The 24,880-nt window shown below is 52.2% G+C and carries 24 protein-coding genes and 1 pseudogene; 6 read left to right on the top strand and 19 right to left on the bottom strand.

Annotated elements, in window-relative coordinates:
* Positions 1 to 152 precede the first annotated feature (152 nt).
* Positions 153 to 523, top strand: a pseudogene (locus ACL7TT_RS13390) (transposase); the annotation flags it as partial.
* 17 nt (positions 524 to 540) lie between these two features.
* On the opposite strand, the gene ACL7TT_RS13385 reads toward ACL7TT_RS13390, so the two are convergent.
* The 5 genes from ACL7TT_RS13385 to ACL7TT_RS13365 form a co-directional block, all read right to left on the bottom strand.
* Positions 541 to 795, bottom strand: a complete 255-nt coding sequence (locus ACL7TT_RS13385) for an IS4/Tn5 family transposase DNA-binding protein (RefSeq protein ID WP_413396128.1) — start codon at positions 793 to 795, stop codon at positions 541 to 543.
* Between the two features lie 150 nt (positions 796 to 945).
* The gene (locus tag ACL7TT_RS13380; RefSeq protein ID WP_413396063.1) at positions 946 to 1,347 is read right to left on the bottom strand and encodes a hypothetical protein; all 402 of its coding nucleotides are present in this window, start codon (positions 1,345 to 1,347) and stop codon (positions 946 to 948) included.
* A gap of 10 nt (positions 1,348 to 1,357) precedes the next feature.
* Positions 1,358 to 1,846, bottom strand: a complete 489-nt coding sequence (locus ACL7TT_RS13375; RefSeq protein WP_413396061.1) for a hypothetical protein — start codon at positions 1,844 to 1,846, stop codon at positions 1,358 to 1,360.
* 538 nt (positions 1,847 to 2,384) lie between these two features.
* Positions 2,385 to 2,630 (bottom strand): hypothetical protein, encoded by a 246-nt coding sequence (locus tag ACL7TT_RS13370; protein ID WP_413396060.1) that lies wholly within the window; start codon positions 2,628 to 2,630, stop codon positions 2,385 to 2,387.
* A gap of 1,315 nt (positions 2,631 to 3,945) precedes the next feature.
* Entirely contained in the window at positions 3,946 to 4,416 is a 471-nt protein-coding gene (locus ACL7TT_RS13365) for a GNAT family N-acetyltransferase (RefSeq protein WP_413396058.1), read from the bottom strand.
* A 721-nt stretch (positions 4,417 to 5,137) separates the two neighbouring features.
* Here ACL7TT_RS13365 and bla point away from each other — a divergent pair.
* A complete protein-coding gene (gene bla / locus ACL7TT_RS13360) occupies positions 5,138 to 6,013 on the top strand; it encodes a subclass B3 metallo-beta-lactamase (RefSeq protein ID WP_299943131.1) in 876 nt (291 codons plus the stop codon).
* Between the two features lie 204 nt (positions 6,014 to 6,217).
* On the opposite strand, the gene metF is transcribed toward bla, so the two are convergent.
* The 4 genes from metF to ACL7TT_RS13340 form a co-directional block, all read right to left on the bottom strand.
* Positions 6,218 to 7,096, bottom strand: a complete 879-nt coding sequence (gene metF, locus ACL7TT_RS13355; RefSeq protein WP_299943129.1) for a methylenetetrahydrofolate reductase [NAD(P)H] — start codon at positions 7,094 to 7,096, stop codon at positions 6,218 to 6,220.
* A gap of 61 nt (positions 7,097 to 7,157) precedes the next feature.
* Entirely contained in the window at positions 7,158 to 8,543 is a 1,386-nt protein-coding gene (gene ahcY / locus ACL7TT_RS13350) for an adenosylhomocysteinase (protein WP_413396056.1), read from the bottom strand.
* 96 nt (positions 8,544 to 8,639) lie between these two features.
* Positions 8,640 to 9,860: a methionine adenosyltransferase gene (metK, locus tag ACL7TT_RS13345; protein WP_299943125.1), complete on the bottom strand. Its 1,221-nt coding sequence runs from the start codon at positions 9,858 to 9,860 to the stop codon at positions 8,640 to 8,642.
* A gap of 72 nt (positions 9,861 to 9,932) precedes the next feature.
* Entirely contained in the window at positions 9,933 to 10,889 is a 957-nt protein-coding gene (locus tag ACL7TT_RS13340) for a metalloregulator ArsR/SmtB family transcription factor (RefSeq protein ID WP_299943123.1), read from the bottom strand.
* Between the two features lie 260 nt (positions 10,890 to 11,149).
* Here ACL7TT_RS13340 and tkt point away from each other — a divergent pair, with 260 nt between their 5' ends.
* From tkt to ACL7TT_RS13325, 3 genes are all read left to right on the top strand, one after another.
* Positions 11,150 to 13,147: a transketolase gene (gene tkt / locus ACL7TT_RS13335; protein ID WP_413396054.1), complete on the top strand. Its 1,998-nt coding sequence runs from the start codon at positions 11,150 to 11,152 to the stop codon at positions 13,145 to 13,147.
* 116 nt (positions 13,148 to 13,263) lie between these two features.
* Positions 13,264 to 14,271, top strand: a complete 1,008-nt coding sequence (locus ACL7TT_RS13330; protein WP_413396052.1) for a type I glyceraldehyde-3-phosphate dehydrogenase — start codon at positions 13,264 to 13,266, stop codon at positions 14,269 to 14,271.
* A 174-nt stretch (positions 14,272 to 14,445) separates the two neighbouring features.
* Positions 14,446 to 14,982, top strand: coding sequence for a peroxiredoxin-like family protein (locus ACL7TT_RS13325; RefSeq protein WP_413396050.1), 537 nt, complete (start codon positions 14,446 to 14,448; stop codon positions 14,980 to 14,982).
* A 115-nt stretch (positions 14,983 to 15,097) separates the two neighbouring features.
* Here ACL7TT_RS13325 and ACL7TT_RS13320 read toward each other — a convergent pair whose 3' ends face one another.
* The 3 genes from ACL7TT_RS13320 to ACL7TT_RS13310 form a co-directional block, all read right to left on the bottom strand.
* Positions 15,098 to 15,496 carry an ester cyclase gene (locus ACL7TT_RS13320; RefSeq protein WP_413396048.1) on the bottom strand — a complete coding sequence of 133 codons (399 nt, stop codon included), beginning with the start codon at positions 15,494 to 15,496 and terminating at the stop codon, positions 15,098 to 15,100.
* Positions 15,497 to 15,658: 162 nt separating this feature from the next.
* A complete protein-coding gene (locus tag ACL7TT_RS13315; RefSeq protein ID WP_299943113.1) occupies positions 15,659 to 15,994 on the bottom strand; it encodes a hypothetical protein in 336 nt (111 codons plus the stop codon).
* A 7-nt stretch (positions 15,995 to 16,001) separates the two neighbouring features.
* The gene (locus ACL7TT_RS13310) at positions 16,002 to 16,475 is read right to left on the bottom strand and encodes a type VI secretion system amidase effector protein Tae4 (RefSeq protein ID WP_413396046.1); all 474 of its coding nucleotides are present in this window, start codon (positions 16,473 to 16,475) and stop codon (positions 16,002 to 16,004) included.
* 418 nt (positions 16,476 to 16,893) lie between these two features.
* On the opposite strand from ACL7TT_RS13310, the gene ACL7TT_RS13305 reads away from it, so the two are divergent.
* Positions 16,894 to 17,853 (top strand): alpha/beta hydrolase, encoded by a 960-nt coding sequence (locus tag ACL7TT_RS13305; protein WP_413396044.1) that lies wholly within the window; start codon positions 16,894 to 16,896, stop codon positions 17,851 to 17,853.
* A 284-nt stretch (positions 17,854 to 18,137) separates the two neighbouring features.
* Here the strand turns inward: ACL7TT_RS13305 and ubiD are convergent, their stop codons facing one another.
* The 7 genes from ubiD to ACL7TT_RS13270 form a co-directional block, all read right to left on the bottom strand.
* Positions 18,138 to 19,601 (bottom strand): 4-hydroxy-3-polyprenylbenzoate decarboxylase, encoded by a 1,464-nt coding sequence (gene ubiD, locus ACL7TT_RS13300; RefSeq protein WP_413396042.1) that lies wholly within the window; start codon positions 19,599 to 19,601, stop codon positions 18,138 to 18,140.
* 154 nt (positions 19,602 to 19,755) lie between these two features.
* Entirely contained in the window at positions 19,756 to 20,025 is a 270-nt protein-coding gene (locus tag ACL7TT_RS13295) for an RNA recognition motif domain-containing protein (RefSeq protein ID WP_299943106.1), read from the bottom strand.
* Positions 20,026 to 20,294: 269 nt separating this feature from the next.
* Entirely contained in the window at positions 20,295 to 21,554 is a 1,260-nt protein-coding gene (gene rho / locus ACL7TT_RS13290) for a transcription termination factor Rho (protein WP_413396040.1), read from the bottom strand.
* A 370-nt stretch (positions 21,555 to 21,924) separates the two neighbouring features.
* On the bottom strand, positions 21,925 to 22,254 hold the full coding sequence (gene trxA / locus ACL7TT_RS13285; RefSeq protein WP_299943102.1) for a thioredoxin TrxA: 330 nt from the start codon (positions 22,252 to 22,254) through the stop codon (positions 21,925 to 21,927).
* A 146-nt stretch (positions 22,255 to 22,400) separates the two neighbouring features.
* Positions 22,401 to 23,612: a radical SAM family heme chaperone HemW gene (gene hemW, locus ACL7TT_RS13280; protein WP_413396039.1), complete on the bottom strand. Its 1,212-nt coding sequence runs from the start codon at positions 23,610 to 23,612 to the stop codon at positions 22,401 to 22,403.
* Positions 23,602 to 24,219: an RdgB/HAM1 family non-canonical purine NTP pyrophosphatase gene (rdgB, locus tag ACL7TT_RS13275; protein WP_299943098.1), complete on the bottom strand. Its 618-nt coding sequence runs from the start codon at positions 24,217 to 24,219 to the stop codon at positions 23,602 to 23,604. The genes hemW and rdgB overlap by 11 nt, the downstream gene beginning before the upstream one ends.
* Positions 24,220 to 24,327: 108 nt before the next feature.
* On the bottom strand, positions 24,328 to 24,780 hold the full coding sequence (locus tag ACL7TT_RS13270) for a DUF4426 domain-containing protein (RefSeq protein ID WP_299943096.1): 453 nt from the start codon (positions 24,778 to 24,780) through the stop codon (positions 24,328 to 24,330).
* Between the last annotated feature and the right edge of the window lie 100 nt (positions 24,781 to 24,880).

The following is a 24,880-nucleotide window of genomic DNA, read 5'->3' as shown; positions in this document are numbered from 1 at the left end:
AGTGCGTTAATTTATTGAGGATTTTTTCAAGAGACAAACCGAATTCTTTCCTGCTATGGCATATTGGGAAGGGGCAAGGCTGGTAATCACCCCGAAAACCCACCGGAACCAAAAGTAGAATTTTCCCGTAAAATACGCGCAGGAGATTCTGCATGAAAAAATCGAAGTACAGCGACAGCCAGATTCTGGCGATACTCAAGCAGGCCGAAAACGGCGTGCCAGTGCCTGAACTATGCCGAGAACACGGTATGAGCTCAGCGAGCTTCTATAAGTGGCGATCGAAGTACGGCGGCATGGATGCCTCAATGATGGCCCGCCTGAAGGAACTGGAGGATGAAAATCGGCGCCTCAAGAAGATGTATGCCGAAGAGCGGTTGAAGGCTGAAATCGTTCAGGAAGCTCTGCAAAAAAAGTGGTAAAGCCATCTCGGCGAAAGGAGATGGCGCGGCAAGCCGTAGCCACACGGCACATCAGTATTCGAATTGCCTGTGCCGCTTTCGGTGTCAGTGAAAGTTGCTATCGTTGTGGTAGAACAGCCTATTACTGAGACGCCCCCACGCAGATCCGGAAGTGCGGAACTACCGTACCCAGCTCCTCAGCTATATTAAAGTTGACTTTTTCATTTTCAATAAAACGATAGATTCCAAATATTTCTGTCCAAGTCCTGTTTGCACAGGGAATGCTATTCTTTGGGTCGGAACTTAAATTGCTGAGAATATTGGACAAACGCTTATTCAATCGAGCATCACCCATAACTAGATATTGCACTTCATCCGTGACCCAGTTCTGCGTAATAATTCAGTCAACCATGTGGTTCTTATTAAGTGGAAACTGTAACTTATTGATTAAGAAAATAAAACTGAAAAACTTGTGTATAAAACTTAGCGCCTTACTTACTGGAAAACGAAAGCAGAGCAACGCTGTGCTTTTCGTTTTCCGGTGTAGTTACTTGTTACCATTTTCCTTTAGCTTAGAAAGCACTTTGCTATAAGCTTCTGTGTAACCTAAATCCTTATTGCCAAGACATCGGTCAGTGTAATATAAACCACTGGGCTCCATATTCAGAAATAGCAAATAGCTACCGCCAATCTCAAAATTTTGACTGCAATTTGTAAGTGAGTTAACCACTATTTTTTTTGGCGATGAAGATTTCCACCAATGGTTAATAGCTAAGATTGCAGTTCCGCCTTCACCTGAAGGTGCAGCTATAAAATCCTGCACATTAGCATACACAACCATAGATGAGCGTTCATAGTTAATTTGAATGCTTTGTTCTTGGCATCGACACGCAAATGCAGATATCGGGTACATAAAAACAATAAATAACAAAATGCTAAAAATTCTCATAGCTTTACCCTTATACTAACGCAACATTTTTAAGCTTGCTGTTTCGAATTTGACCAATTATATTAGGGTTGTGATGCTGTTTTAGCATGCATTTCAATAGCATGTCTTCTGCCTGAGTATTATTGCCGGGTGCGCCATTAACATGAGCAAGCTCATGAATAATTGTTGCTGCGGTCATCCACTGTCCCATAGCCAATGCGTAAGCGGTAATTGAAATATGTTGTTTATTTAACGCTACACCGTATTTGTTGCCAGACCTATCAGGATCATAACTGATCCAAACATTTTTTAAGTTCCATATATCTGTAAAAGATTTGCCGTCAGGTAATGTCTTAAATGCCGCCTCACATGGTTTACTCCCCTTGATCCGCTTATCAATTATAGTAATAGCGCGCTTAACTACATCAAGCATTATTTTGTCAATATAAGGCAACCACTGCCAACCTTGTAGCTTTGAAGGTGCCATATATTTTGATGAGCTTATGTGAATATTAGGCATTTCTAATTAACCCTTTGACTATTGTTAACATTTATATACTGATCACCATGACCAGTATTTATGGACTTTTTTCACGCCAAACTATTAAATAATTACTGTGAATCAATCAGATACGATAATTTAGCACTATCGAACCACCTGAAATAATGATCACTACGACCAGTATCCCAAAAATCAACAATAAATGTAACCCATTGGATTTATTCACTTTTTAGGAGCAGCTACGCGCTTCTCAATAATAGCGGTCACAGTGATCGAAATGCCGACTCGTATCTGATCCTATTACCTGTAAAACTGCACCACTATCCAGATAGGCGTATCGCCAGGATCTTTTCCCTCTCGCCCGTTGACACACCTTTCCGGTACAGCCACGACAGTGCCGGCGATCGCGCCTTGCGCACCTATAGTAGTACCAGAGCGGAGCGGAAGCTCACAGGCTTGCGCTTACCTCCCCGCAGTGACAGCACAGGAAGGCAAGCGTTTGCGGTGCTGCTCGGGGTTGCACAGACTTTCGATCCACCCGCTCTGCCTTTCAGCGCTACGTCTTTTTCTTGGGGCGGTGTTTGAATGGCCTGAGGATGGCTGGGGGCTGATCGGTTGAGTCCTCCTCCAGCGCCCAGGCCTCTTCCAACAGTTGCAGTAAACGCACGGCCCGCATCACGCGGTTACCCTTGCCGGGGGCAATATGCAGATCCACAGCGTTCTCTCTGATAGCGACCAGCGTGATAATAAAATACCCACCCAGGTTCAGCGGCTGAAACAATCGACAGGGTAATATAGGCATCTTTCATAAGCTCCTTGAGTCACCTGTGGCGGAAAGGTGCAGAAAAAGCGCATCGCTTTGCGTGTTTTTTCCGTCGCAGGCGCGGTCCTTGTGGGGAAAATAGAGGGAAGTTTAGAGTAGGGGTACATAGCCAGGCAGGCGGTGCGCGACTGAAGTAAAGCACCACACCAATCCTCGCGCAACGCCACAGCACACTCCGTCGCCGGGGGCAGAAGTGACTCGAAAAGCCCGCCTTCAGGGAGACGTTTATTGAAGACGAACGAGTGTATGGCGTATCATTCAAGACAGCCTCGCTAGATAGGTTATGTATCTATTGGGGTTAGCCATCTCTCGGTGTTATCAGCACCGGGGGGTGGCGTTTTTCTCTCATTTACGCGGTCATGATGCGGTCCTTGTTTGTATGATTATTTTACGTTTGGGTTTCCCGCGAGTGCTCCCGTTACAGGGCGCCTCGTGAGCGGAATACTGGTCGTTGCGCTGTTTTTTATCTGTTTTTTCTTTGCTTACGCCGGTTAAACGGCTGGGCACTATGGCAGCAGACCTACCCTAATCGCTTTCTGCAAGGAATACAATCAAGGTGAAGTTTTAGGCGACACCAAGTTTAGTTCCCCGAGCAGAATACGATTGACCAAAATCCCACGCTGTTTTTGTGTGCAGCGCATGGCCATAGCATAATACCTGTTGTGCCAATGGATGCCGATTCCGAGCGTACAAGGATGTATTCACAGCGTGTCCTGGGAGAGGGATATTCTTTCCTTCCGGCCCAGTAGTATACGTATTCCTGTGCCACAGATATGCAAATGTTTTGGAGAAAACGCCTTGAATTCACCCTTCAATGCTGATTCAGGAATACATGGAGGGGTATACCCTTTTCGGGCACATATACTGTTATGAATTTTTGTGGTCCTGGCGATAGTCATTGAGAACGTCGAAGAAACCGTGATTGGCTGATGTGACTGGAATATTTGTAATTACGATTAGCCCATTGCTTTTTACAGTCTCAACCCAAATCCATGCGATCACCCCTGCAAGAATCGCCCCCCTAAGAAAAACGTATTATTAATGGCAGTCTTCATATTGGCCTTAAACACCACTAGAACCGGTGAGACGCAGGTAATTTTATTTTGTGCTAATTACTACCGGGTCGGAAGCAAAAAATACCCTCCTCTCAGGACACGCTGTAAATACCTCCCTGTACGCTCGTAATCGGCGTCCATGCCTCATACGGTCCCGAGATAAGAGTATTCTTCCCTTCCGCCTTGTTAGTAAGTACAAAATAAAAACAATGGAAAGGGTCTCCACGTTGATAGATTTGTTAGAGTTGTTTTCTGTAGATGGTGACAACCTCTCCACCATAGGCCACCACCTCCTTCTTGATCCAACCAGCACGAAGCAACAAATTGTGTGCTTTGCTTGTGCCTGAATAAATTTTGGATACCCCGATATTTGCAGCCGTATTCTCAATACTTGCCAATAACTGTGCACCAAGTCCACGGCCACGCATATTAGGAACAACATAGCCTGCTGCCGCCCAGGGGCCTAATTCTGGCCGAATTTCTATCGATTCATACTTCAAGGCCATAAACCCACTCAGCACACCGTTAACATAGGCCACCAGGCCAATCGGCAATGCCTTCTTTCCAGCGTAGCTTTGTACATCAGCTAACGCATCGCCTGGGCCAGATACTCCATAGTACGCAGGCCATTCACTTTCAAAGAGTGCCCCTAACTGAGGTATGTCTCCCTTTCTCTCATAAAGCGGCCTGATTGTAGTTCCATAGATCATCGGTAGAGAATTCCCATACCTTTATTACCGGCCGCGTTGTTGCGTAGCAACGTTTTTAACAGTCCAGCCAGCTTGCTGGCAATGGTTGGGTAGTTTTACGGTGATAGCGATAAATAACATAGACTGCACTTAAAAATACCAATGCTTGAATTAATAGAAATCAAATTGCATGCGGGATGCCGATTACTATGGCCAACACGCAGGCCAGAGATGCTAAAAGTATAACTGCCACCTGAATCTTATAGATCAAGCCAGTTCGACCTGCTACAGACATTTCTCATCCCAGAATGAACAATTGAGCAAATAAAAACATTAAAACGCCACCAGTCATGCTTTGACATCTAACATTGCTATACTGATCACCCTGACCGATGTCACCTTAATTAGTATCTCAGAATTAATAACGCGTCAAGGGGATCGAAATAACTGCGCGGGTGAAAATCACTTTTCGCGAATTGCAGATCTATTAGTTGAGATGGGGCAGAAGAGAAGCAGGGCATATTAACGAGGCTCTCTTCTCTGGCAAATAGAGAAAATCTTCCTTGCCGCAGCACTTATTGAGGAAGAGCAAGGTGCAAATCATCAGGCTGAAGCCTTTTTACGCAATTCGATAGAAATAGCGCCTACCGTGTGCCCGGGGCAGCGTGTTGTGGGCAGTGAAAATTCAGTCGATAATTACTTCATTTTAAGCACCTGGTAAAAGATAAAACGAGTCAATTCGATGCATTTCAGCACAATCACTGCCGCAGCTCTGCCAGTATTACTTGCCGGGATAACCTCGGCAACAGAGCTGGACCCACTGCCACAATTGGAAGCCTACAAGGTGCCAAAGTCCTGGCGACAGCCGGTGACACCCCTGCGGATTGCCGCAAATACCTGGCAAATCGGTACAGAGGGTATTACCGCTCTGCTACTCACAGGCCGTGAAGGGGCGATTTTGATCGATGGGGGTATGGCGCAAACAGCGGATCACCTGCTCGCAAACCTGGGGGTACTCGGGCTACAGCCCGCCGACCTGAAACTGATACTGCACAGCCACGCCCATGCCGATCACGTCGGCTCCCTGGCGGCTGTGCAACGTGCAACAGGTGCCCGAATCGCTACCAATGCAGAATCCGCACTCCTGATGGCCCGCGGTGGCGCTAATGATATCCACTTCGGAGATGGGATATTGTATTCGCCCATCCAAGCCGATCGCATACTGCATCATGGCGAGGAAGTCGCTTTGGGCAATCTGCATCTGCGCGTACACTTTATTCCGGGCCATACCCCGGGCAGCATGGCCTGGACCTGGCAGGATATTGTCGATGGTAATAAAACACAACTCGCCTATGTGGACAGCCTGAGTGCGCCGGGTTATCAATTGATTAACAATAGCCGCTATCCCGATATTGTGCAGGACTACCAAACCAGTTTCGAGCGCGTGCGCAACCTGCCCTGCGAACTGCTGATCACGCCCCACCCAGCAGCCAGTGGCTGGTTATTTGAGAACACCGCTACACAGAAAACGCCGCTTAGCTGCAAGCACTATGCAGATAAGGCAGAGAGGAAACTTCAAGCCCAGTTAGAGGCAGAACGTAAGGGTTCGGAGGGCTGATCCCAGGCTTGGCGAATGCAGCCATCAAACTGCGGTTTCGTGGCCTGTGTATTCGCCACCCCTTGAAGCCAAAGCAACTGCACGCAGTTACTTATTGCAGGGTCTGGCACCCGCTGACTGCCAGCAGTGATACGACCCTGCCCTGGCGGGTCAGCCCTGAGGTGTCTGGATCAGAATATAGTAGAAGAGCCCCAGTCATTGCTTTCAGGAGTGCTTTTCGGTTTGAGGGCACATTTCTGAAGCAGTCTGGGTTTCAAGGTGTAGTTCCTGCAAAATCCTGGCCGTCGGGTCCACCTGGTTCATGGTATAAAAGTGCAACCCGGGGGCGCCCCCCGCCAACAGGGTCTCACATAAATCCGTCACCACCTCGAGCCCCAGTTTGCGGATATCCTCCCGATTGCGATAGCTCTCCATACGCTTTTTCAGCCACCTTGGAATTTCCGCACCACAGTTGCGCGAAAAACGCATCAGGTTATCGAAATTGACAATGGGCATAATGCCGGGATAAATCGGTGCATCTATGCCGGCCTTTTCACACTGATCGATAAAGTAAAAATAGGAGTCTGGATTGTAGAAATATTGGGTAAGCGCACTGTTGGCGCCCGCTTCAAACTTGGCTTTCAAAAAGCGGATATCGTCACCATAGCTAGTGGATTCCGGATGTATTTCCGGATAGGCGGCAACTTCCAGATGGTAGTGATCTCCGCTGTGGCGGCGGATAAAAGCCACCAGCTCATTGGCATACACCAACTGCGCAACGGCACCCATACCGGAGGGCATATCGCCACGCAGGGCCACTATCCGGGTGACTCCGGCTTCCCGGTATAAATTCAACAACCCGAGAATGGTTTCCTCATTATCTCCACCAAAGGACAAGTGCGGTGCGATGGAGATCCCGTCGCGGCACAGATCCGTGACAATACTGGCGGTGGTCTCGCGCGTGGTGCCACCGGCACCGTAGGTCACAGAAAAGAACTCGGGATTAAATGCCTGCAGTATTTCACGGGTTCGGTACAGTTTGGCACGGCCATCAGCCGTTTTTGGGGGGAAAAATTCGAAACTGATCCGAATGGGGTCTTTCATACTCTGTTCCATTCCCTGCGAAATCCAGGTGCCGGCACAGCCGGCACCTTTTATGAGGGTATCAGTATTTATAACTTTCGGGCTTATAGGGGCCGTCCACAGAGACACCGATATAGTTGGCCTGCTGTTCGGTCATGCGGGTAATGACACCATCAAAACCCTCCACCATGTAGCGCGCCACCTCTTCATCAAGACGCTTTGGTAGCACTTTGACAGACAGGGCCGACACTTTCTGGTCTGCGGGCAGGTCGGCAAATTTCTCTTGGAACAGATGAATCTGCGCGAGAACCTGGTTGGCAAATGAACCATCCATGATGCGACTGGGGTGGCCGGTGGCATTGCCGAGATTGACCAGACGGCCTTCGGAAAGCAGCAGCAGGTGATCATTGTTTTCCCTGTTGCGCACCACTTTGTGTACCTGCGGCTTCACTTCCTGCCACTGCCAGTGCTCGCGCATAAACGCGGTATCAATTTCGTTGTCGAAGTGGCCGATGTTCGACACCACAGCGCCACTCTTCAGGGCCGCCAGCATGTGCGCATCACAGACATTGGCATTACCGGTGGTGGTAACAATCAGGTCCGTATTGGCAAGCAGCTGTGTATTGATGCCCTCAGCCGTACCGGTATTGATACCGTCGATGTAGGGGGAAACCAGTTCGAAGCCGTCCATACAGGCCTGCATGGCGCAGATAGGGTCCACTTCGGAAACCTTGACAATCATGCCCTCCTGGCGCAGGGAGGCAGCGGAGCCTTTGCCCACGTCTCCATAGCCAATCACCAGCGCCTTTTTCCCAGCCAGCAAGTGGTCGGTAGCGCGCTTGATGGCATCGTTCAGGCTGTGGCGACATCCATACTTATTGTCGTTTTTGCTCTTGGTGACGGAATCATTGACATTGATTGCGGGCACTTTCAGTGTGCCCTCGCGCAACATATCCTGCAGGCGGTGCACGCCGGTGGTGGTCTCTTCACTGACCCCATGGCACTGATCGAGAATATGCGAATAGTTGCGATGCAGCAGATCCGTGAGGTCACCGCCATCATCGAGAATCATGTTCGGCTGCCAGCCGGCAACCTCCGCACCCACGGTGCGCTCCAGGCACCATGCGTACTCATCCTCGGTCTCGCCTTTCCAGGCAAATACCGGTATACCGCGCGCGGCAATTGCGGCTGCGGCGTGGTCCTGGGTGGAAAAAATATTACAGGACGACCAGCGCACCTCAGCACCCAGCGCGACAAGGGTCTCGATCAGCACAGCGGTCTGGATGGTCATATGGATACAACCCATGATGCGCGCTCCGACCAGCGGCTGCTCTGCGTGATATTTTTCCCGCAGGGTCATCAGGGCCGGCATTTCACCCTCGGCGATCTCGATTTCGCGGCGGCCCCATTCGGCCAGGGAGATATCCGCAATCTTAAAATCCTTAAATTCAGTACTCATCTGATTCATTCTTTTCAGGTCCAGTAAAATTGTTTTTTCACACGGGCGCTGACCGCCCGGATTTCAGAAGCTCTTCCTACAGAGCCATAGATTAGTCGACGCGCATTAAAGCCCGGCCTGGGCACGCAGGGCGTCTACCTTGTCCGTTTTCTCCCACGGGAAGGCGGTAAAGGTTTCACTGTGCTGCTGTCCATTGCCGTCCACCCAGTTGTAGGTATGGGTACCGGGGTCGCGACCGAAATGGCCGTATGCCGCCGTCAACTGATACATGGGGTGTAACAGATCGAGGGATCTGGATATGGCGAAAGGGCGCAGGTCGAAATTCTCGCGTACCAGTTCCACCAGCTTGTCCTCCGGGACCATGCCAGTGCCGAAAGTATTGATAGCAACGGAGGTGGGCTCAGCGACACCGATGGCGTAGGACACCTGGATTTCACAGCATTTGGCCAGTCCCGCCGCGACAATATTCTTGGCTACATAGCGACCCGCATAAGCGGCGGAGCGGTCCACCTTGGATGGGTCCTTGCCGGAGAAGGCACCGCCACCGTGGCGGGCCGAACCACCATAGGTATCCACGATAATCTTGCGCCCGGTGAGACCACAGTCTCCCATTGGGCCACCGATCACAAAATTGCCTGTGGGGTTAATATGGTACTTGGTGCCGGCGTGCAGCCACTCAAGGGGCAGGGTGTGATGCACAATCAGCTCCATGACCGCTTCGCGCAAATCCGTCTGGCTCACATCCGGGTTGTGCTGGGTGGAGAGCACGACCGCATCAATGGCACAGGGGCGGCCCTGTTCGTTATAGCGGAAAGTCAACTGGCTCTTGGCATCCGGGCGCAACCACGGCAGCAGTCCGGATTTGCGCACTTCTGCCTGACGCTCCACTAAGCGGTGCGAATAGTAAATCGGTGCCGGCATAAAAGTGGGGGTCTCATTGGTGGCGTAGCCAAACATCAGACCCTGATCACCCGCACCCTGATCTTCGGGCTTGGCGCGATCGACACCTTGAGCGATATCCACAGACTGCTTGCCAATCACATTGATCACGCCACAGGTTTCACCGTCATAACCCACATCGGAGGAGGTATAACCAATATCGGTGATCACCTTGCGCACCAGCTCTTCCAGATCGACCCAGGCAGAGGTGGAGATCTCCCCGGCAATCACTGCAATACCCGTTTTTACCAGGGTTTCACAGGCCACACGGGCCTGTTTGTCACGGGCCAGCAGAGCATCCAGTACCGCATCGGAAATCTGGTCGGCAATTTTATCCGGGTGTCCCTCGGAAACGGATTCCGAAGTAAACAGTGTGTATTCACTCATGTGAGAGTCTCCATTGATTCCATTGCGGGCGGTTGTATAAATTCTGCTTCTGCCAACGCCTGGTTAATACCTTCAGGGCTTTATAAATTCACGTATCTGGATCTGAAAACCATTGCGCAGGGCACTGTAGACACTGCGCCCGTCCTTCAGATCGGCGCTCTGCGCCCAGTCACTCAGCTGTTCCGGTGCAAATCCCAGCCACAGATCCCCACAGGCCTCTCTGGCCCAGTCCTGCGCGTGTTCCTGCAACTCGGCCACCAGCAGACGCCCTCCGCTTTTCAGGGCGCTGTGCAGGTCGTAAAAAATCCGGGCGGGGTCCGGTGTGTGATGCAGCACCATATTCACCACGATGGTGTCGGCACTGTCCGGGCGCGCTGCGGCTGCACGGGTGTCGCTGCAGACAAACTCAATATTGTTCAGGCCATGCCCACCGGCAAAGATCCGGGCGCGCGCCAGCATGGCAGACGACAGATCCAGCGCTGTCACCGTGTCAAAGCGCTGCGACAGCTCTTGCAAAAATTCCCCCTCTCCGGGGCCCACTTCTATCGCGTGGGCCCCGGGGCACAGCAGCTGGGCAACCTGCGGACCGTATACCCCGTAGCCGGCGATCAGTTCCTGCTGCTCGCGGAAACGGTTGCCGTAGTCGGCAAAGAAGCGTCGCGAGGCCTCGGCCCGCTCCTCGGAAATACGTGCTACCGACTGAGCCCGCCCGGTGGACAGGGGCAGTTGATCCAGATCGGTAAACAGCTGCACAAGCAGCGCAGAACTGCCGGTGCGCCGGTAAAAGAGGTTGTTGCCCTCGCGGCGCTTACTGACCAGGCCAGCCTGGGCGAGCACCTTCAGGTGATGGCTCAAGGCCGGTTGGCGCAGATCAAAGATACGGCACAACTCCAGCACACTGTAGGAATCCCGGCTGAGCAGGCGCAATATCTCGAGCCGCAGAGGGTCACCGGCCGCTTTCAGGGTCGCCGCCAAGCGGGGCATTTCCGTGCCGGGGCCGGGTTCCGAGGGGGAATGGGATTCAGGCATGGGGACGAGTCTAGCAAGCGTGCGCAGCTATATCAAAATTTTTTGATATAGGTTGATAAAAGTATTTTGATGCAGATGATTTAAGGTTGCTCAGATTACCGTTTGAATCGCTGTTGCTGCACTATTATTGGCAAATTCTGCGCCAAGGCTTTGCGCGGAGCGGACCTTTACGGGAGAATACGCCCCCGTTTTAGTGACCCCACGGAAATCTGCCCGCAGAGCAGCGCCGCGGCCCCTCCCAGAACCAGAGAGCCCTTTTTATGTCTTCTATCCCCTCTCGCACAAGCAAGGCCAATGCTATCCGGGCCCTGTCCATGGATGCAGTCCAGAAAGCCAATAGCGGTCACCCCGGTGCACCTATGGGTATGGCAGATATCGCCGAAGTGCTCTGGAATGACTACCTGAAACACAACCCGGCCAATCCCGATTGGGCTGACCGCGACCGCTTTGTACTGTCCAACGGTCACGGCTCCATGCTGTTGTATTCCTTGTTGCACCTGTCCGGTTACGATCTGCCACTTGAAGAGCTGAAGAATTTCCGCCAGTTGCACGCCAAGACCCCAGGGCATCCGGAACACGGTTATGCCCCCGGAATTGAAACCACCACCGGCCCACTTGGCCAGGGCATTACCAATGCGGTCGGCATGGCGCTGGCAGAGAAAGTGCTGGCGGCCCAGTTTAACCGTCCCGGCTACGAATTGATTGACCACCGCACCTATGCATTTATTGGGGACGGCTGCCTGATGGAAGGGATCTCCCATGAGGCCTGTTCTCTCGCCGGCACCCTGGGCCTGGGCAAGCTGATCGTCTTTTACGACGATAACGGCATCTCCATTGACGGTGAAGTCGAGGGCTGGTTTACCGACGACACACCCAAACGCTTCGAATCCTACGGCTGGCATGTGATCCCCAATGTCGACGGGCACGATGCCGCAGCCATCAAGGCCGCGATCGAAGAGGCGCGCACCCATGCCGACAAGCCTTCCATAATTTGTTGCAAAACCGTCATAGGCTTCGGCTCCCCCAATAAGCAGGGCCGCGAAGAGTGCCACGGTGCACCACTGGGCGATGATGAGATTGCGCTGGTGCGCGAAACCCTGGGTTGGCCCCACGCCCCCTTCCATATCCCCGAAGAGATCTACGCAGGCTGGGATGCCAGGGCTAAAGGAGAAGCGCAGGAAGACGAATGGAAAGACATCCTCGCCGACTACCGCGAGACCTTTCCAGAGCTGGCCGCCGAGTTTGAACGCCGCATGGGCGGTGAACTGCCGACAGACTTTCACGTTAAAGCCGATCAATACATCAAACAATGCCAGGAGCAGGGTCAGAAAATCGCCTCACGCAAAGCGAGCCAGAACACCCTCAACGCCTACGGCCCGCTGTTGCCAGAATTACTCGGCGGCTCCGCGGATCTGGCCGGTTCCAATCTCACCCTCTGGTCCGGCTCCAAGGCGGTCAGTGCAGGGGATGCCTCCGGCAACTACGTGTACTATGGCGTGCGCGAGTTTGGGATGAGTGCCATGATGAACGGCATTGCCCTGCACGGTGGTTTTGTACCCTACGGTGCCACCTTCCTGATGTTTATGGAGTACGCACGCAATGCGGTGCGCATGGCCGCATTGATGAAGCAGCGCGTGATCTTCGTCTACACCCATGATTCCATCGGCCTCGGCGAGGACGGCCCCACCCACCAGCCGGTAGAACAACTGAGTGCACTGCGCTCTACGCCCAACCTGCACACCTGGCGCCCCTGCGACGCCACCGAATCCGCTGTGAGCTGGAAAATGGCCATTGCGCGTAAAAAGGGCCCCAGCACCCTGGTATTCAGCCGTCAGGGCCTGGCGCCGCAAAGCCGCAATGCCGCGCAACTGACACAGATAGAAAAAGGCGGCTATGTCTTATCCGATTGCAAAGGCACCCCGGAAGCGATCATTATCGCCACCGGCTCCGAAGTGGATCTGGCCATGGCAGCACAAGAGAAACTGGCAGGTAAAATGGTTCGCGTAGTTTCCATGCCCTGTGCCGAGGTCTTTATGGAACAGGACGAATCCTACCGCGAATCCGTACTACCCTCTGCGGTACGCGCACGAGTGGCAGTGGAGGCAAGCCACAAAGACTACTGGTACAAGTTCGTCGGCTTCGATGGCGCTATCATCGGCATGCGTACTTTTGGTGAGTCCGCCCCCGGCGCCGAGCTGATGCATTATTTCGGATTCACTGTGGATAACGTTGTGGAAACCGTGGAAAAACTGCTGTAGCCAACTCGGCTATTGGCGCTGTTACCCGATACCGGCCCGGATGGCAAACCCGTTGCCACGCCAGCCGGCAACGGTTGTCCCAGCGCCCTCTGTAACCTCAATTCGGCAACACTGCTATGACGATTCGACTCGCTATCAATGGCTATGGCCGTATCGGCCGCTCCGTACTACGCGCCCTCTACGAATCCGGTGCCCGCGATACCTTGCAGATTGTCGCCATCAATGAGCTTGCCGACTGCGCCACTATCGGCCACCTGACCAAATACGACTCAGTACACGGGCGCTTCATCGGCGAAGTGTGCGCGGAAAATGATACGCTGGTGGTCAATGGAGATCGTATCGCTGTCACGCACTGCGAACGACTAGAAGAGCTGGAGTGGCACAAAAACAATGTGGATATTGTACTGGAGTGCACCGGCAGCTTTAAGGAGCGCAAGCACGCTGAGCTACACCTGGCTGCCGGTGCCAAGCGGGTTTTATTTTCCCAACCCGCCAGCCGCGATGTGGATGCCACCATTGTCTATGGCGTCAATGACCAGATCCTCAGCGGTAAAGAAAGGATTATTTCTGCTGCCTCCTGTACCACCAACTGCAGTGTGCCCGTTATTGCTGCCTTGGATACAGCATTCTGTATCGAGGCCGGAGTAATTACGACCATCCACTCAGCCATGAACGATCAACCGGTAAATGATGCCTACCACCATACCGACCTGAGAAAAACCCGCTCCGCCGTTTCATCAATTATTCCCGTTGATACCGCACTGGCCCGCGGCATCGAACGCATTCTCCCCCATTTGGCCGGGAAATTCGAAGCCCAGGCCATGCGTGTGCCCACCGTTAATGTTTCCGCCATTGATCTGTCTGTGCAATTGCAAAAAACCACCAGTCAACGTGAAGTGAATGCCCTACTCAAATCGGCAGCTGCAAAAGGCTTCAAAGGCGTACTGGGTTTTACCGAGGAGCCGCTAGCTTCCTGTGATTTTAATCATGACCCGCGCTCGGGCATTATCGATGCCAGCCAGACACGGGTAGCAGGAGGTAAGCTGGTGAAGATTTTAATCTGGTTTGATAATGAATGGGGCTTTGCAAATCGCATGCTGGATGTGGCCAGGCAGATCATTTGAACTGCTTACTACCGGGCTGAAAGGAAAGGATACCCTCGCCGCTGTGACGAAGTTATAAGATGTACTAAACTGCCTATACACTGTAATGGCCACTCTTCATTGGTTACAAAACGGTTAATGTATTAGTCACAGCTCCTGAAATACATCCTATACCTGTATTGTGTGAGGAAAACGATGCTGATTCCCCGCCAACCAGTTCCCAGGCTGGCATTGGAAACCCTATCTTCAGGCACCTTCGATCTATCCCGGGATAATCCCGAATTCGCAACGCTGGTTGTCTTTTATCGTGGTCTGCATTGTCCTATCTGCGCAACTTACCTAAAAGAACTCGGGGGTGTGTCTGCCGAGTTCTTAGAAAGCGGCGTCAAGACCATTGCAATTTCATCCGACAATGAAAGTTGCGCCAGGAAGATGGCGGATAAGGTTGGCTATCCAGAACTACGTGTTGGTTACGACTTACCATTGTCAGTGGCAAAGGAATGGGGGCTTTACCTTTCATCGGGCCGCGGCACGACCTCTATCGGTATTGAGGAGCCGGCGCTCTTCTCTGAACCAGGGGTTTTTTTGGTTCGAAAGGATTGCACGCTCTATTTTGCCATCGTTCAAACCATGCCGTTCGTGCGTCCACATTTTAAGGAAATGCTCGGTGCACTCAAATTTGTTCAAGAGAACAATTACCCAGCGCGGGGCGAGTACACCGGGCCGGTCTGACTCCAGCAGGTTGGCGGTGCCAGATGCATTTGATCTCTGTCTGGATCCGCGAGGGTAAAACACTGGCGCAGAACTCCAAATACGATCTATTTCGACGTCCTCCATTCTGCTCAAACTAGGATTCAAGTCTGTGATAGAGCTCCCAGGCACTCCTTTCAACCCACTTTTCTACTATTTTTCCTTCTCTGACTACTGAAATAGTAATTCCTGAAAGGTCTACTGGCCGAAGGTTTTTATCCGTATTCATAAAGCCCTTATTTTGACCGGTAATTTGCCAGCGACTGACAACCTTTGCTTCACTGGAAAAGATGTCGTGAACAATAAATCTGAGTTCACCTATCTTAGACTGAAAATTAGCCACCCATTTAGAAAATGCATCAATACCAAGAACATCTTTTCCTGCAGAATGAATGATAAAATTCGGGGCTATAAAATTTGGAATTTTAGTCAGCAGTTGCCTGTCCCAAACCTGCATCCAAAAATCATATACAAATTTTTCTTCTTCTGTTTTCATAGCAAATAAACTCCCTCAGATTGAAAGATTCATTGCAATTTTGTCACACAACGAATAATCCTAACTTCCACCCTATATAGTTCTCCAGCCGGTAAATCCCTGTGCTACTGACTTAACTGTTTATCTACTATACCGACGCCACAACTCAATAATAGCTGCTTTTCAGAAGCAGGCTGCGCCTTGTTGGTTTGGCTCATTTTGCTTCAAACAGTTAACCACATCGACAAGCTCCCTGGCGGTTTTGCCACCTATCTTTTCGAGCCCAAAATCAGATTCAGTGCCATACCACTCCAAGGAGCGATTGAATTTGATGAGGTCGCCCTCTTGCAGCCCGGCCTTAACCTGATCCAAATTGGTCAGGCCGTCTTCAGGATCGTATTGAAGGGTGGCACCTTGCTCCGGAAGGGTATTTTCATAGGCCTTGTATGGGGGTCGCTCCTCAAGGCTACAGGCGAATAGTACAAAAACAATCAAAACCGAGAGGGTATATTTTTTCATATCGCCCTCACGCTACCGGCCAGAACCAAACCGTGGCTTTTTCGTAGTGGCGGCCGTTGCGGATACTGAATTCAAACCAGGTTGTGAATTTGGTTAATCTGCGCCCGTTCCAGAGATCAATATGGTCGCCCCGATTACCGGGGCCATAATAGTCTTTGAAGAAGACGATTCCTTTCTTTCCGTTGATCTTCACAAACCCTTTTGAGGCTTCAAAACCCAAACTTTGCCTGAAAGGAGAGAAAGGGCCCTTTAGCCAATTGGCTAACTCCTCTGCGCGGAGGATATGGCCAGGCTTATGCCCATACCAACAACGGGCGCCTTTAAAGGTATCAAGTTTCACTCCGGATTTTTGCAGGGAAACTCCCATTCGGATTGCGCATTGATTAGTATATGTCCTTTTCCCATCCACGGTGCATGGCGCGTCATCCGAGAATATCGATGCGCTAATGGTAGGATGATTGCTCCATAGTTTGTCAAACATCACAAGTTCTTCCCTGAGACTTGAAAAGACTGAATCTTAAACCATCAATGGCCTGTCAAACAGAGAGGCACTTGTCATTGACGCAGCGTTCGTTGAACACAAAGCTGATCTACTTTTCGAATTAATTCAAACAACCCGGAATGCGAGTGTTTTTTTAAACAAATAGAGTTCCTGGCCACTCAAAAAAGTGTGAACAATAGCCATCCGTTCCCATAGTACCGGAATTTACACTCACCAAATGCCAAACCGTTCTTATTCAGTGTGGGTAAAGCAACACATTGAAAACCTCGGATTGCCAGAACTCGTTCACAACCTGGTACGGCATTACCTAATTGCGAATGTCAACAACAATAACAGTAGCGAGTTGAATCCGGGATTGGTTATACTTTACGCCATATACGTTTATCTAATAATCAATATGATAAAGTTACTCTCCCTCGTGACCCTATGTGTATTGATATCTTCCTGCTCATCGGGTGTTGCCTTTTTTTTAGAAAAGTCCGAGAGCTTTCCCTACGAACAAATAATCACAGATGAACAAATTGAGGACTTGGGTTTTAACAAAAACCAATTCTGCTCCAATTCTGAGGGGGGCTGCATCAGTTATTTCTTTGCACCGCCCATCACATCAAAAAAGCTTGGATATTCTATCGAAGTGGATTCGGGTAACCGCACTAGCCAGGTTGAGCTTGCTGTGCAAAGAGGCGCTCTGGCGAATACTTACTCCGGAACAATTGTTCTTTTGCACGGCTTTAGGGTCTCCAAGGAGTTCATGATCAATTCTGCGCTCTACTTTCGCTTCCTGGGGTATGAGGTAGTTGTCCCGGATCTTTTGGGACACGGAGAGTCAGGCGGCGCTAAAAAATACGGCGTGGGAGATAGCGCTGTTGTCAGCAATCTTATCGACGACCTGATCAGCAAGCAGACCATCAGCGGGGAGAAACTCTATCTTTTGGGTAGCTCCATGGGCGCATTAACAGCCGCACGGGTGTCCTCTAACCGCGAGGACATCAGGGGACTTATTTTACAGGCACCGATGCCACAGTTTGACACAGCCGTTTATAACTATTCCAGAGCAAACCATCGCTTAGTTGGCAATCTTATTTCCGAAGAGCAAATTCGCAAGGGTGCTTTATTAGCACTAGAAAACGCTAATATTCAACTCGAAGACACTCGAATAGAACCGCTCCTCGTAGCCTCCGACACACCTGTTCTGCTGTTTTCCTCACCTGCCGATCTGGTATCGCCATACGACAACTTCAAAGCATTAAACGATCATACGATCAAAGTGATTGCGCTTGCAGATCGCAATCACGCCAGTATGGCAGTGATCGGACAAACCGAGCACCAAATTCTGCAACGTTGGCTAGTGCCTTGAGACATTAGCGTTTGGCAGAATGGTAACTTCAGGCCATAAAGTGAAGCCCCGGGTTATGGGTCTCATCCGCTATCTTATATCACTCAAGATTATTCTCATTTCCAAGTAGACTGCCAAAGGCTGTTGGCAATACATGACATCTCGGGAAAAGGCTATCTGGCCAAATAGAAGAACTGACAATTACCAGGCTCAATTGAGTAACAATCAGATAGCGCATTTTACCGGATAGTCTATCGGCAGGGCGGATTGTTCCGAATTTGAATGCAATCCAATTGCAGCGATGCTTAAAGACCCAGCTGGGACCAGATTTCATCCACTTTTTTGACGACCCCTGTATCCCGCTCAATAGGATTGCCCCACTCCCTGTCAGTCTCGCCGGGCCATTTGTTGGTCGCATCCAATCCCATTTTTGAGCCGAGCCCCGATACCGGTGAGGCAAAATCCAGATAGTCAATCGGTGTATTCTCTATCATCACCGTATCCCGTACCGGATCCATACGCGTGGTGATGGCCCAGATCACCTCTTTCCAATCCCGCGCATTCACATCGTCATCGGTAACAACCACCATCTTGGTGTACATAAACTGGCGCAGGAAGGACCAGATCCCCATCATCACCCGCTTGGGATGCCCGATATACTGCTTTTTTATGCTTACCACTGCCAAACGGTAGGAGCAGCCTTCCGGCGGCAAATAGAAATCGACGATTTCAGGAAACTGCTTTTGCAATATTGGCACAAATACCTCATTCAGCGCTTCTCCCAGAATTGCCGGCTCATCCGGTGGGCGCCCAGTGTATGTACTGTGATAAATGGGGTTCTTGCGGTGGGTGATTTTTTCCACAGTAAATACCGGGAAGCGGTCCACTTCGTTGTAGTAACCTGTGTGGTCCCCGTAGGGGCCTTCATCGGCGGTATCCCCGGGGTAGAGAAAGCCTTCCAGGACATACTCGGCACTGGCCGGCACCTGCAAATCGCTTGACAGGGCATTTGTCACTTCGGTTTTATCCCCGCGCAGCAGGCCCGCGAACGCGTACTCGGACAGAGAATCCGGAACTGGAGTAACAGCGCCAAGAATGGTGGCGGGATCTGCACCGAGGGCCACAGCCACGGGATAGGGCTCAGCGGGGTGCTTTTTACACCAGTCGCGGTAATCCAGGGCACCGCCTCGGTGGCTGAGCCAACGCATAATCAAGCGGTTTTTACCAATCAGCTGCATACGGTAAATGCCGAGATTCTGGCGTTTCTTTTCCGGCCCACGGGTAATGACCAGTGGCCAGGTCACCAGGGGCGCCACATCCCCGGGCCAGCAGGTTTGGATCGGCAACTTGTGCAGGTCTACCTGATCTTTATCCAGCACAACCTGCTGGCAGGCAGGGCCCCGGACTACTTTGGGTCCCATATTGAGCACCTGCTTGAACAGCGGCAGCTTCTCCCATGCATCGCGCAGATTCTCCGGCGGCTGAGGCTCCTTGAGAAAAGCGAGTAATTCGCCAACCGCTCGCAACTCCGCCACACTTTCCCGTCCCATGCCCAAAGCCACACGCTCCGGGGTGCCGAACAGGTTGGTAAGCACGGGGATATCAGAGCCCACCGGGTTCTCAAACAACAGTGCCGGCCCACCAGAGCGCAGCACGCGGTCCGAGATCTCTGTCATCTCCAGGTGCGGGTCGACGGGATACCGAATACGTTTTAACAGGTCACGCTTTTCCAATAGCGTGATAAAGTCGCGCAGGTCTTTGTATTTCATGGGCTAGCGAACGCAGTCAATAAACCGGCGATCAGTGTAAAACAGAAGACACAAAATAGGGAGCGGCTCCCTGGCAGGATGGCTGAGCGGAAGGGAAGAAACGGCCCGCAAGCGATGTGCAGCGGGCCGAAAAAATCTTAAGCTTTTTGCAAGCTTAGAAGCGGGGGCGACGCGGACGATCTTCGCGTGGCTTGGCTTCGTTAACACGAATGTTACGGCCAGACATCGGCTGATCGTTCATCTCTTCAATCGCTTTGCGCGCTTCGTCGTCGTTGGGCATTTCTACGAAACCGAAGCCCTTAGAGCGGCCAGTCTCACGGTCGGTGATAACAGTAGCCCGAGAGATCTCTCCGAAAGCACCGAAAGCTTCGTTCAGGTCGTCAGAGGTTACACCGTAGGCCAGATTTCCAATATAGATATTCACAAAAGGTTCTCACTAGATATGTGGGCTGTCGTGCAGTCACAAATGGAAACCAGCTCCACCAGATTTTCCATTTGAGATTGGCCCTTTGCGGAATTACTCCTGAGCCAATTCAGTCGGGCGCCCCTCAGTAACATTCACATCCAGCGCCACTCTGTGGAGCTTTATATGCCTAATAGCTCGCCTTTTCAACAATAAACCGTGCAAATAATCGCCTAATTCGCTCCCAAGCACACAAATGGTACCGATACCGGTGTCTATCCCGGTGAAAATCACTTCCGCTTCATGGACAGGAAGAACTCATCATTTGTCTTGAAGCCCTTCAGCTTATCCACCAGGAATTCAGTCGAGGCCAAATCCTCCATATCGTGGAGCAGTTTGCGCAGAATCCACACCCGCTGCAGCTCGCCCTCTGGCATCAGCAGCTCCTCGCGTCGCGTACCGGAACGGCGTACGTTAATCGCTGGGTAGACGCGCTTTTCAGCAATCTTGCGATCCAGTTGCAATTCCATATTACCGGTGCCTTTGAACTCCTCGAAAATCACCTCGTCCATCTTCGAGCCAGTATCAATCAATGCAGTAGCAATAATAGACAGGCTGCCGCCCTCTTCAATATTGCGCGCAGCCCCGAAGAAGCGCTTGGGACGCTCCAGAGCGTGGGCGTCCACACCACCGGTGAGCACTTTACCGGAGCTCGGTACCGTTGTGTTATACGCCCGCGCCAGGCGGGTAATAGAATCCAATAGAATGATGACATCTTTCTTGTGTTCAACCAGGCGCTTGGCTTTCTCGATCACCATTTCAGCAACCTGGACATGGCGCGCCGGCGGCTCGTCAAAAGTAGAGGCCACCACTTCACCACGCACGGAGCGCTGCATTTCTGTCACTTCTTCCGGGCGCTCATCAATCAGCAGAACGATCAGATGGCACTCTGGGTTATTGCGCGTAATGGCCTGGGCCATATTCTGCAGCATGATGGTCTTACCGGCCTTGGGTGGCGCCACGATCAAACCGCGCTGGCCCTTACCAATCGGCGCCACAAGATCAATAATACGACCAATAAGGTCTTCGGAAGAGCCGTTGCCACATTCCAAAGTAAGACTTTCATTGGGAAACAGCGGCGTCAGGTTTTCAAACAGAATCTTGTTTCTGGCATTCTCTGGCTTGTCAAAGTTAATTTCGTTAACTTTCAATAAGGCAAAATATCTCTCACCCTCTTTGGGCGGGCGAATTTTTCCGGAAATCGAATCACCGGTACGCAAATTAAAGCGGCGAATCTGACTTGGGGAAACGTAAATATCATCCGGTCCCGCGAGGTAGGAGGAGTCCGCGGAGCGTAAGAATCCAAAGCCATCCTGGAGGATTTCCAATACGCCATCACCATAAATATCTTCACCGCTTTTGGCATGGCGCTTTAGGATATTGAAAATAATATCCTGTTTGCGAGACCGGGCCAGGTTTTCCAGGCCCATACCTTTCGCTATTTCGATTAACTCTTCAATGGGTTTGGTTTTTAATTCGGAGAGATTCATACCAATTGCTTATTAAGGTTTCTGTTGTCATTTGGCGCGGACACGCCGGAAATTTTTCGAGGAGGGATTTGAAAATTAAGGGTTTGCTCGTCTATTTTTCCAAAACACCAAAAGTGCCCTTGCCCATCCAGAGCGCAGTATTCGTCAAGCCTATGTGCTCCATCGTCAAAACTGGAGCAGTATTAGAATAAGCTCAATCCGAGGAATATATACGCCGGGAATGATCGGAGACCCTGTGGAGGGGCGTTTAATTCAGCTGGCCACCAGTTGATTCATAGCCGCCGGGCTATTACAGAATTACTGCCAGTATAACGGGTGTATTCCATCCTGCAAGCAAATTTACCATCTTTACAGGATGGAGCCACCGGGATTACAACTGGCTGTCAATAAATTCGGTCAACTGGGCACGGGACAGGGCGCCGACCTTGGTACCTTCCACATTGCCGCCTTTGAATAGCAACAGAGTGGGGATACCGCGCACATTGTATGTCGCGGGGCTCTCCTTGTTGGTGTCCACGTCGACTTTGACAATTTTCAGCTTGTCACCATAGTGAGCAGCAAGATCATCCAGCACCGGGGCAATCATCTTGCAGGGACCACACCACTGTGCCCAGAAGTCCACCAGCACTGGGCTTTCAGCCTTGAGTACTTCCGCTTCAAAATCGGCGTCAGTTACATTGATGATTGCGTGCTCGCTCATATTGCTTTCCTGTTCTCTAGTTACTCAGTGCGGGGCCACTCGGGGGTATCAGCGCACAAGGCTGGCCGCAGAAATACAGCCGGAGTATGCCAGCTACCGCGTAGATTGGGGCGCTGACACATAATTCAAGGCCCGGCGCGGGTAGCTCACGGCTGCTCCAGAAAGCATTGCAGAATCTCATCGAGATAGTTAAAGCCGAAGGCACTGGCAGTGATACGTCGCTCAAGAGGCTCTACCAGGTCCATAGCCACCAGTGCCGGCCACTGCCGCGACAGCGCTTCCAAAGAGAGTCCGGTATACCGCTCAAAACTGTCCAGGGGCACACCCTCGACCAGGCGCAGAGTGTTCATCAAAAACTCCAGCGGCAGATCTCCCGCCTCAACCGGATCGACATGCGGTGCAGCCAGCTCTGTATACAGTAACTCACGGGCAGGCGCAATCGACAAATAGTCCCTCGGGGTGCGCGTGCGCCGGGTACGCAGGACCCGGCCCTCCTCTGGCAGTGTGACTTTGCCGTGCGCCCCGGCGCCGATACCCAAATAGTCGCCAAACGACCAGTAATTGAGGTTGTGGCGGGATTCCAGCCCCTGCCCGCTATAGGCGGATACCTCGTAGCGCATATAACCCTGTGCGGCGAGAAGCGCACGCCCACTGCTTTGCATACCGACAATCAGCTCCGAACCCGGTGTGGAGGGTGGCGCGCTATAGAAGGCGGTATTGGGCTCAATGGTGAGCTGGTACCAGGAGATATGCTCCGGTGCCAGGGACACAGCGCGGCGCAGATCTTCCAGCGCCTGCGCTTCCGTCTGTCGCGGCAGGCCGTGCATCAGGTCCAGGTTGATATTGTCGAATCCGGCTCTGCGCGCCATGGCCAGGGCACTGACGGCCTCCTCGCCGCTGTGGATACGACCCAGGTTGTGCAACTGGGCGGTGTTGAAACTCTGCACCCCGATCGACAGGCGGTTGACCCCGGCAGCTCGGTAACCGGTAAACTTTGCCTGTTCGAAGGTGCCCGGATTTGCCTCCAGAGTAATCTCGATGCCCTTGGCAAAGCCTACAAGCTCCTCGGCCATCGACAGGATCTGCCCGATGGCCTCCGGGGAAAACAGGCTCGGGGTACCACCGCCAAAGAAAATCGACTGCAGCTCGCGCCCCTGCACCCAGGGCAGCTGGCTCAGCAGGTCGCGTCGCAGCTGGGCCACATAGTCCGCCTGGGGCAGTGCGTAGTCGGTATCTGTGTGGTCGCGGGCGGCCTGGTGGGAATTAAAGTCGCAATAGGGGCACTTGCGCACGCACCAGGGGATATGCACGTAGAGGCTGATAGGCGGCAACACGAGGCCGTTGCCGCTAACCGGCAAGGCTGGCTCCCAGCATGGCCTGGCGCCAAATGACCTCAAACTTTGCGAGTGCCTGGGCGCGGTGGCTAAGGCGATTCTTCACTTCCCGCGGCAACTGCGCCGAGGTCAACCCTTCGGCGGCCACATAGAACAGGGGGTCATAACCAAAACCCTGCTCCCCTGCAGGCGCGTCGAGTATACGCCCGCGCCACTGTGCACTGCACACCAGGGGTACCGGATCGTCGTAGCGGCGTACAAAGGCCAGGGCGCAATGGAAGCTGGCTCCGCGCTGCTCCTCCTCAACCCCCTGCAGCATCTCGAGCAGCTTGCTGTTATTGCGTGCATCTGTGGCCCCTTCGCCAGAGTAACGGGCCGAATAGATGCCCGGCGCGCCACCCAGTGCGTCCACCGCCAGGCCCGAGTCATCTGCCAGTGCCGACAGACCGCTGATGCGACTCGCATGGCGGGCCTTGATCAGGGCGTTTTCGATAAAGCTGAGCCCCGTCTCCTGCGCTTCGGACACACCGAAGGCTGACTGCGGCAAAACCTCTATTTCCCAAGTGCTGAAAAGCTGGGAAAACTCTCGCAACTTGCCGGTGTTACCGCTGGCAAGAACAATGCTTTTCACCTTACCCCACCCAATAAAAAGCGGGCGTCAGGCCCGCAGTGAATCCCATTAAAAAGTAGTATTCCCCTGCACTGCACCAGACACCGGCAAGGGCCCCGGCGAGACCGATCAGGGCCTGTCCAGCTTACGGCGGAACGTGACAGTTTCTTTTTTGCCGTTGGGCAGGCTGACATCCACGTTGAACGTGAGTGTCTCCTCGTCTTCGAAGCGCAGAGCTGCCAGATAGTAGACCGCATCGCCCTCGCGGATCTCGGTGAACTTCAGCGGCCGCGACTGCTGGATCAAGTTTGTCGCCGAGCCCGACATCTCAGCACTGAGACCGTGGATACCGCCCTCTTTTTTCACCACCGTCACATTGACGAAGGCGCGATCCTTGGCCCGCACCAGTTGGTACTTCTGCGCGATATCCGGCTGGATAAAATCGCTGTTGAAGACCGAGTAGACCACCCGGTAATCGCCAAAATCCTCATGGTTCTTGATAAGCCGGGCCTGCTGTGCGGCAGCGCCGGACATCCAGAAGAACAGGGCCAGTGCGGCGGCTGCGGCAAGAATTGATTTCACGCTTCACCTCCAATGGTAATGGGTAGCGACCGGCAAACGGGGTCAGTGTATCCCGGTGGCGCGCTCACAACACAGAAGCACCCACCCAAAACGGCTTGCC

The sequence above is a fragment of the Microbulbifer jejuensis genome (genome assembly GCF_047289955.1).
Classification (GTDB): domain Bacteria; phylum Pseudomonadota; class Gammaproteobacteria; order Pseudomonadales; family Cellvibrionaceae; genus Microbulbifer.
This window is presented reverse-complemented; position numbering and strand designations above follow the sequence as displayed.

Coding starts and splice junctions, on each gene's coding strand:
- metK (WP_299943125.1), bottom strand. CDS start 9,860: ATGAGTGAATACACACTGTTTACTTCGGAATCCGTTTCCGAGGGACAC.
- ACL7TT_RS13330 (WP_413396052.1), top strand. CDS start 13,264: ATGACGATTCGACTCGCTATCAATGGCTATGGCCGTATCGGCCGCTCC.
- ACL7TT_RS13340 (WP_299943123.1), bottom strand. CDS start 10,889: ATGCCTGAATCCCATTCCCCCTCGGAACCCGGCCCCGGCACGGAAATG.
- tkt (WP_413396054.1), top strand. CDS start 11,150: ATGTCTTCTATCCCCTCTCGCACAAGCAAGGCCAATGCTATCCGGGCC.
- ACL7TT_RS13310 (WP_413396046.1), bottom strand. CDS start 16,475: ATGTTTGACAAACTATGGAGCAATCATCCTACCATTAGCGCATCGATA.
- ACL7TT_RS13380 (WP_413396063.1), bottom strand. CDS start 1,347: ATGAGAATTTTTAGCATTTTGTTATTTATTGTTTTTATGTACCCGATA.
- ACL7TT_RS13325 (WP_413396050.1), top strand. CDS start 14,446: ATGCTGATTCCCCGCCAACCAGTTCCCAGGCTGGCATTGGAAACCCTA.
- trxA (WP_299943102.1), bottom strand. CDS start 22,254: ATGAGCGAGCACGCAATCATCAATGTAACTGACGCCGATTTTGAAGCG.
- ACL7TT_RS13370 (WP_413396060.1), bottom strand. CDS start 2,630: ATGCCTATATTACCCTGTCGATTGTTTCAGCCGCTGAACCTGGGTGGG.
- ACL7TT_RS13375 (WP_413396061.1), bottom strand. CDS start 1,846: ATGCCTAATATTCACATAAGCTCATCAAAATATATGGCACCTTCAAAG.
- ahcY (WP_413396056.1), bottom strand. CDS start 8,543: ATGAATCAGATGAGTACTGAATTTAAGGATTTTAAGATTGCGGATATC.
- ACL7TT_RS13305 (WP_413396044.1), top strand. CDS start 16,894: ATGATAAAGTTACTCTCCCTCGTGACCCTATGTGTATTGATATCTTCC.
- ACL7TT_RS13320 (WP_413396048.1), bottom strand. CDS start 15,496: ATGAAAACAGAAGAAGAAAAATTTGTATATGATTTTTGGATGCAGGTT.
- ubiD (WP_413396042.1), bottom strand. CDS start 19,601: ATGAAATACAAAGACCTGCGCGACTTTATCACGCTATTGGAAAAGCGT.
- ACL7TT_RS13365 (WP_413396058.1), bottom strand. CDS start 4,416: ATGATCTATGGAACTACAATCAGGCCGCTTTATGAGAGAAAGGGAGAC.
- bla (WP_299943131.1), top strand. CDS start 5,138: ATGCATTTCAGCACAATCACTGCCGCAGCTCTGCCAGTATTACTTGCC.
- metF (WP_299943129.1), bottom strand. CDS start 7,096: ATGAAAGACCCCATTCGGATCAGTTTCGAATTTTTCCCCCCAAAAACG.
- ACL7TT_RS13315 (WP_299943113.1), bottom strand. CDS start 15,994: ATGAAAAAATATACCCTCTCGGTTTTGATTGTTTTTGTACTATTCGCC.
- rho (WP_413396040.1), bottom strand. CDS start 21,554: ATGAATCTCTCCGAATTAAAAACCAAACCCATTGAAGAGTTAATCGAA.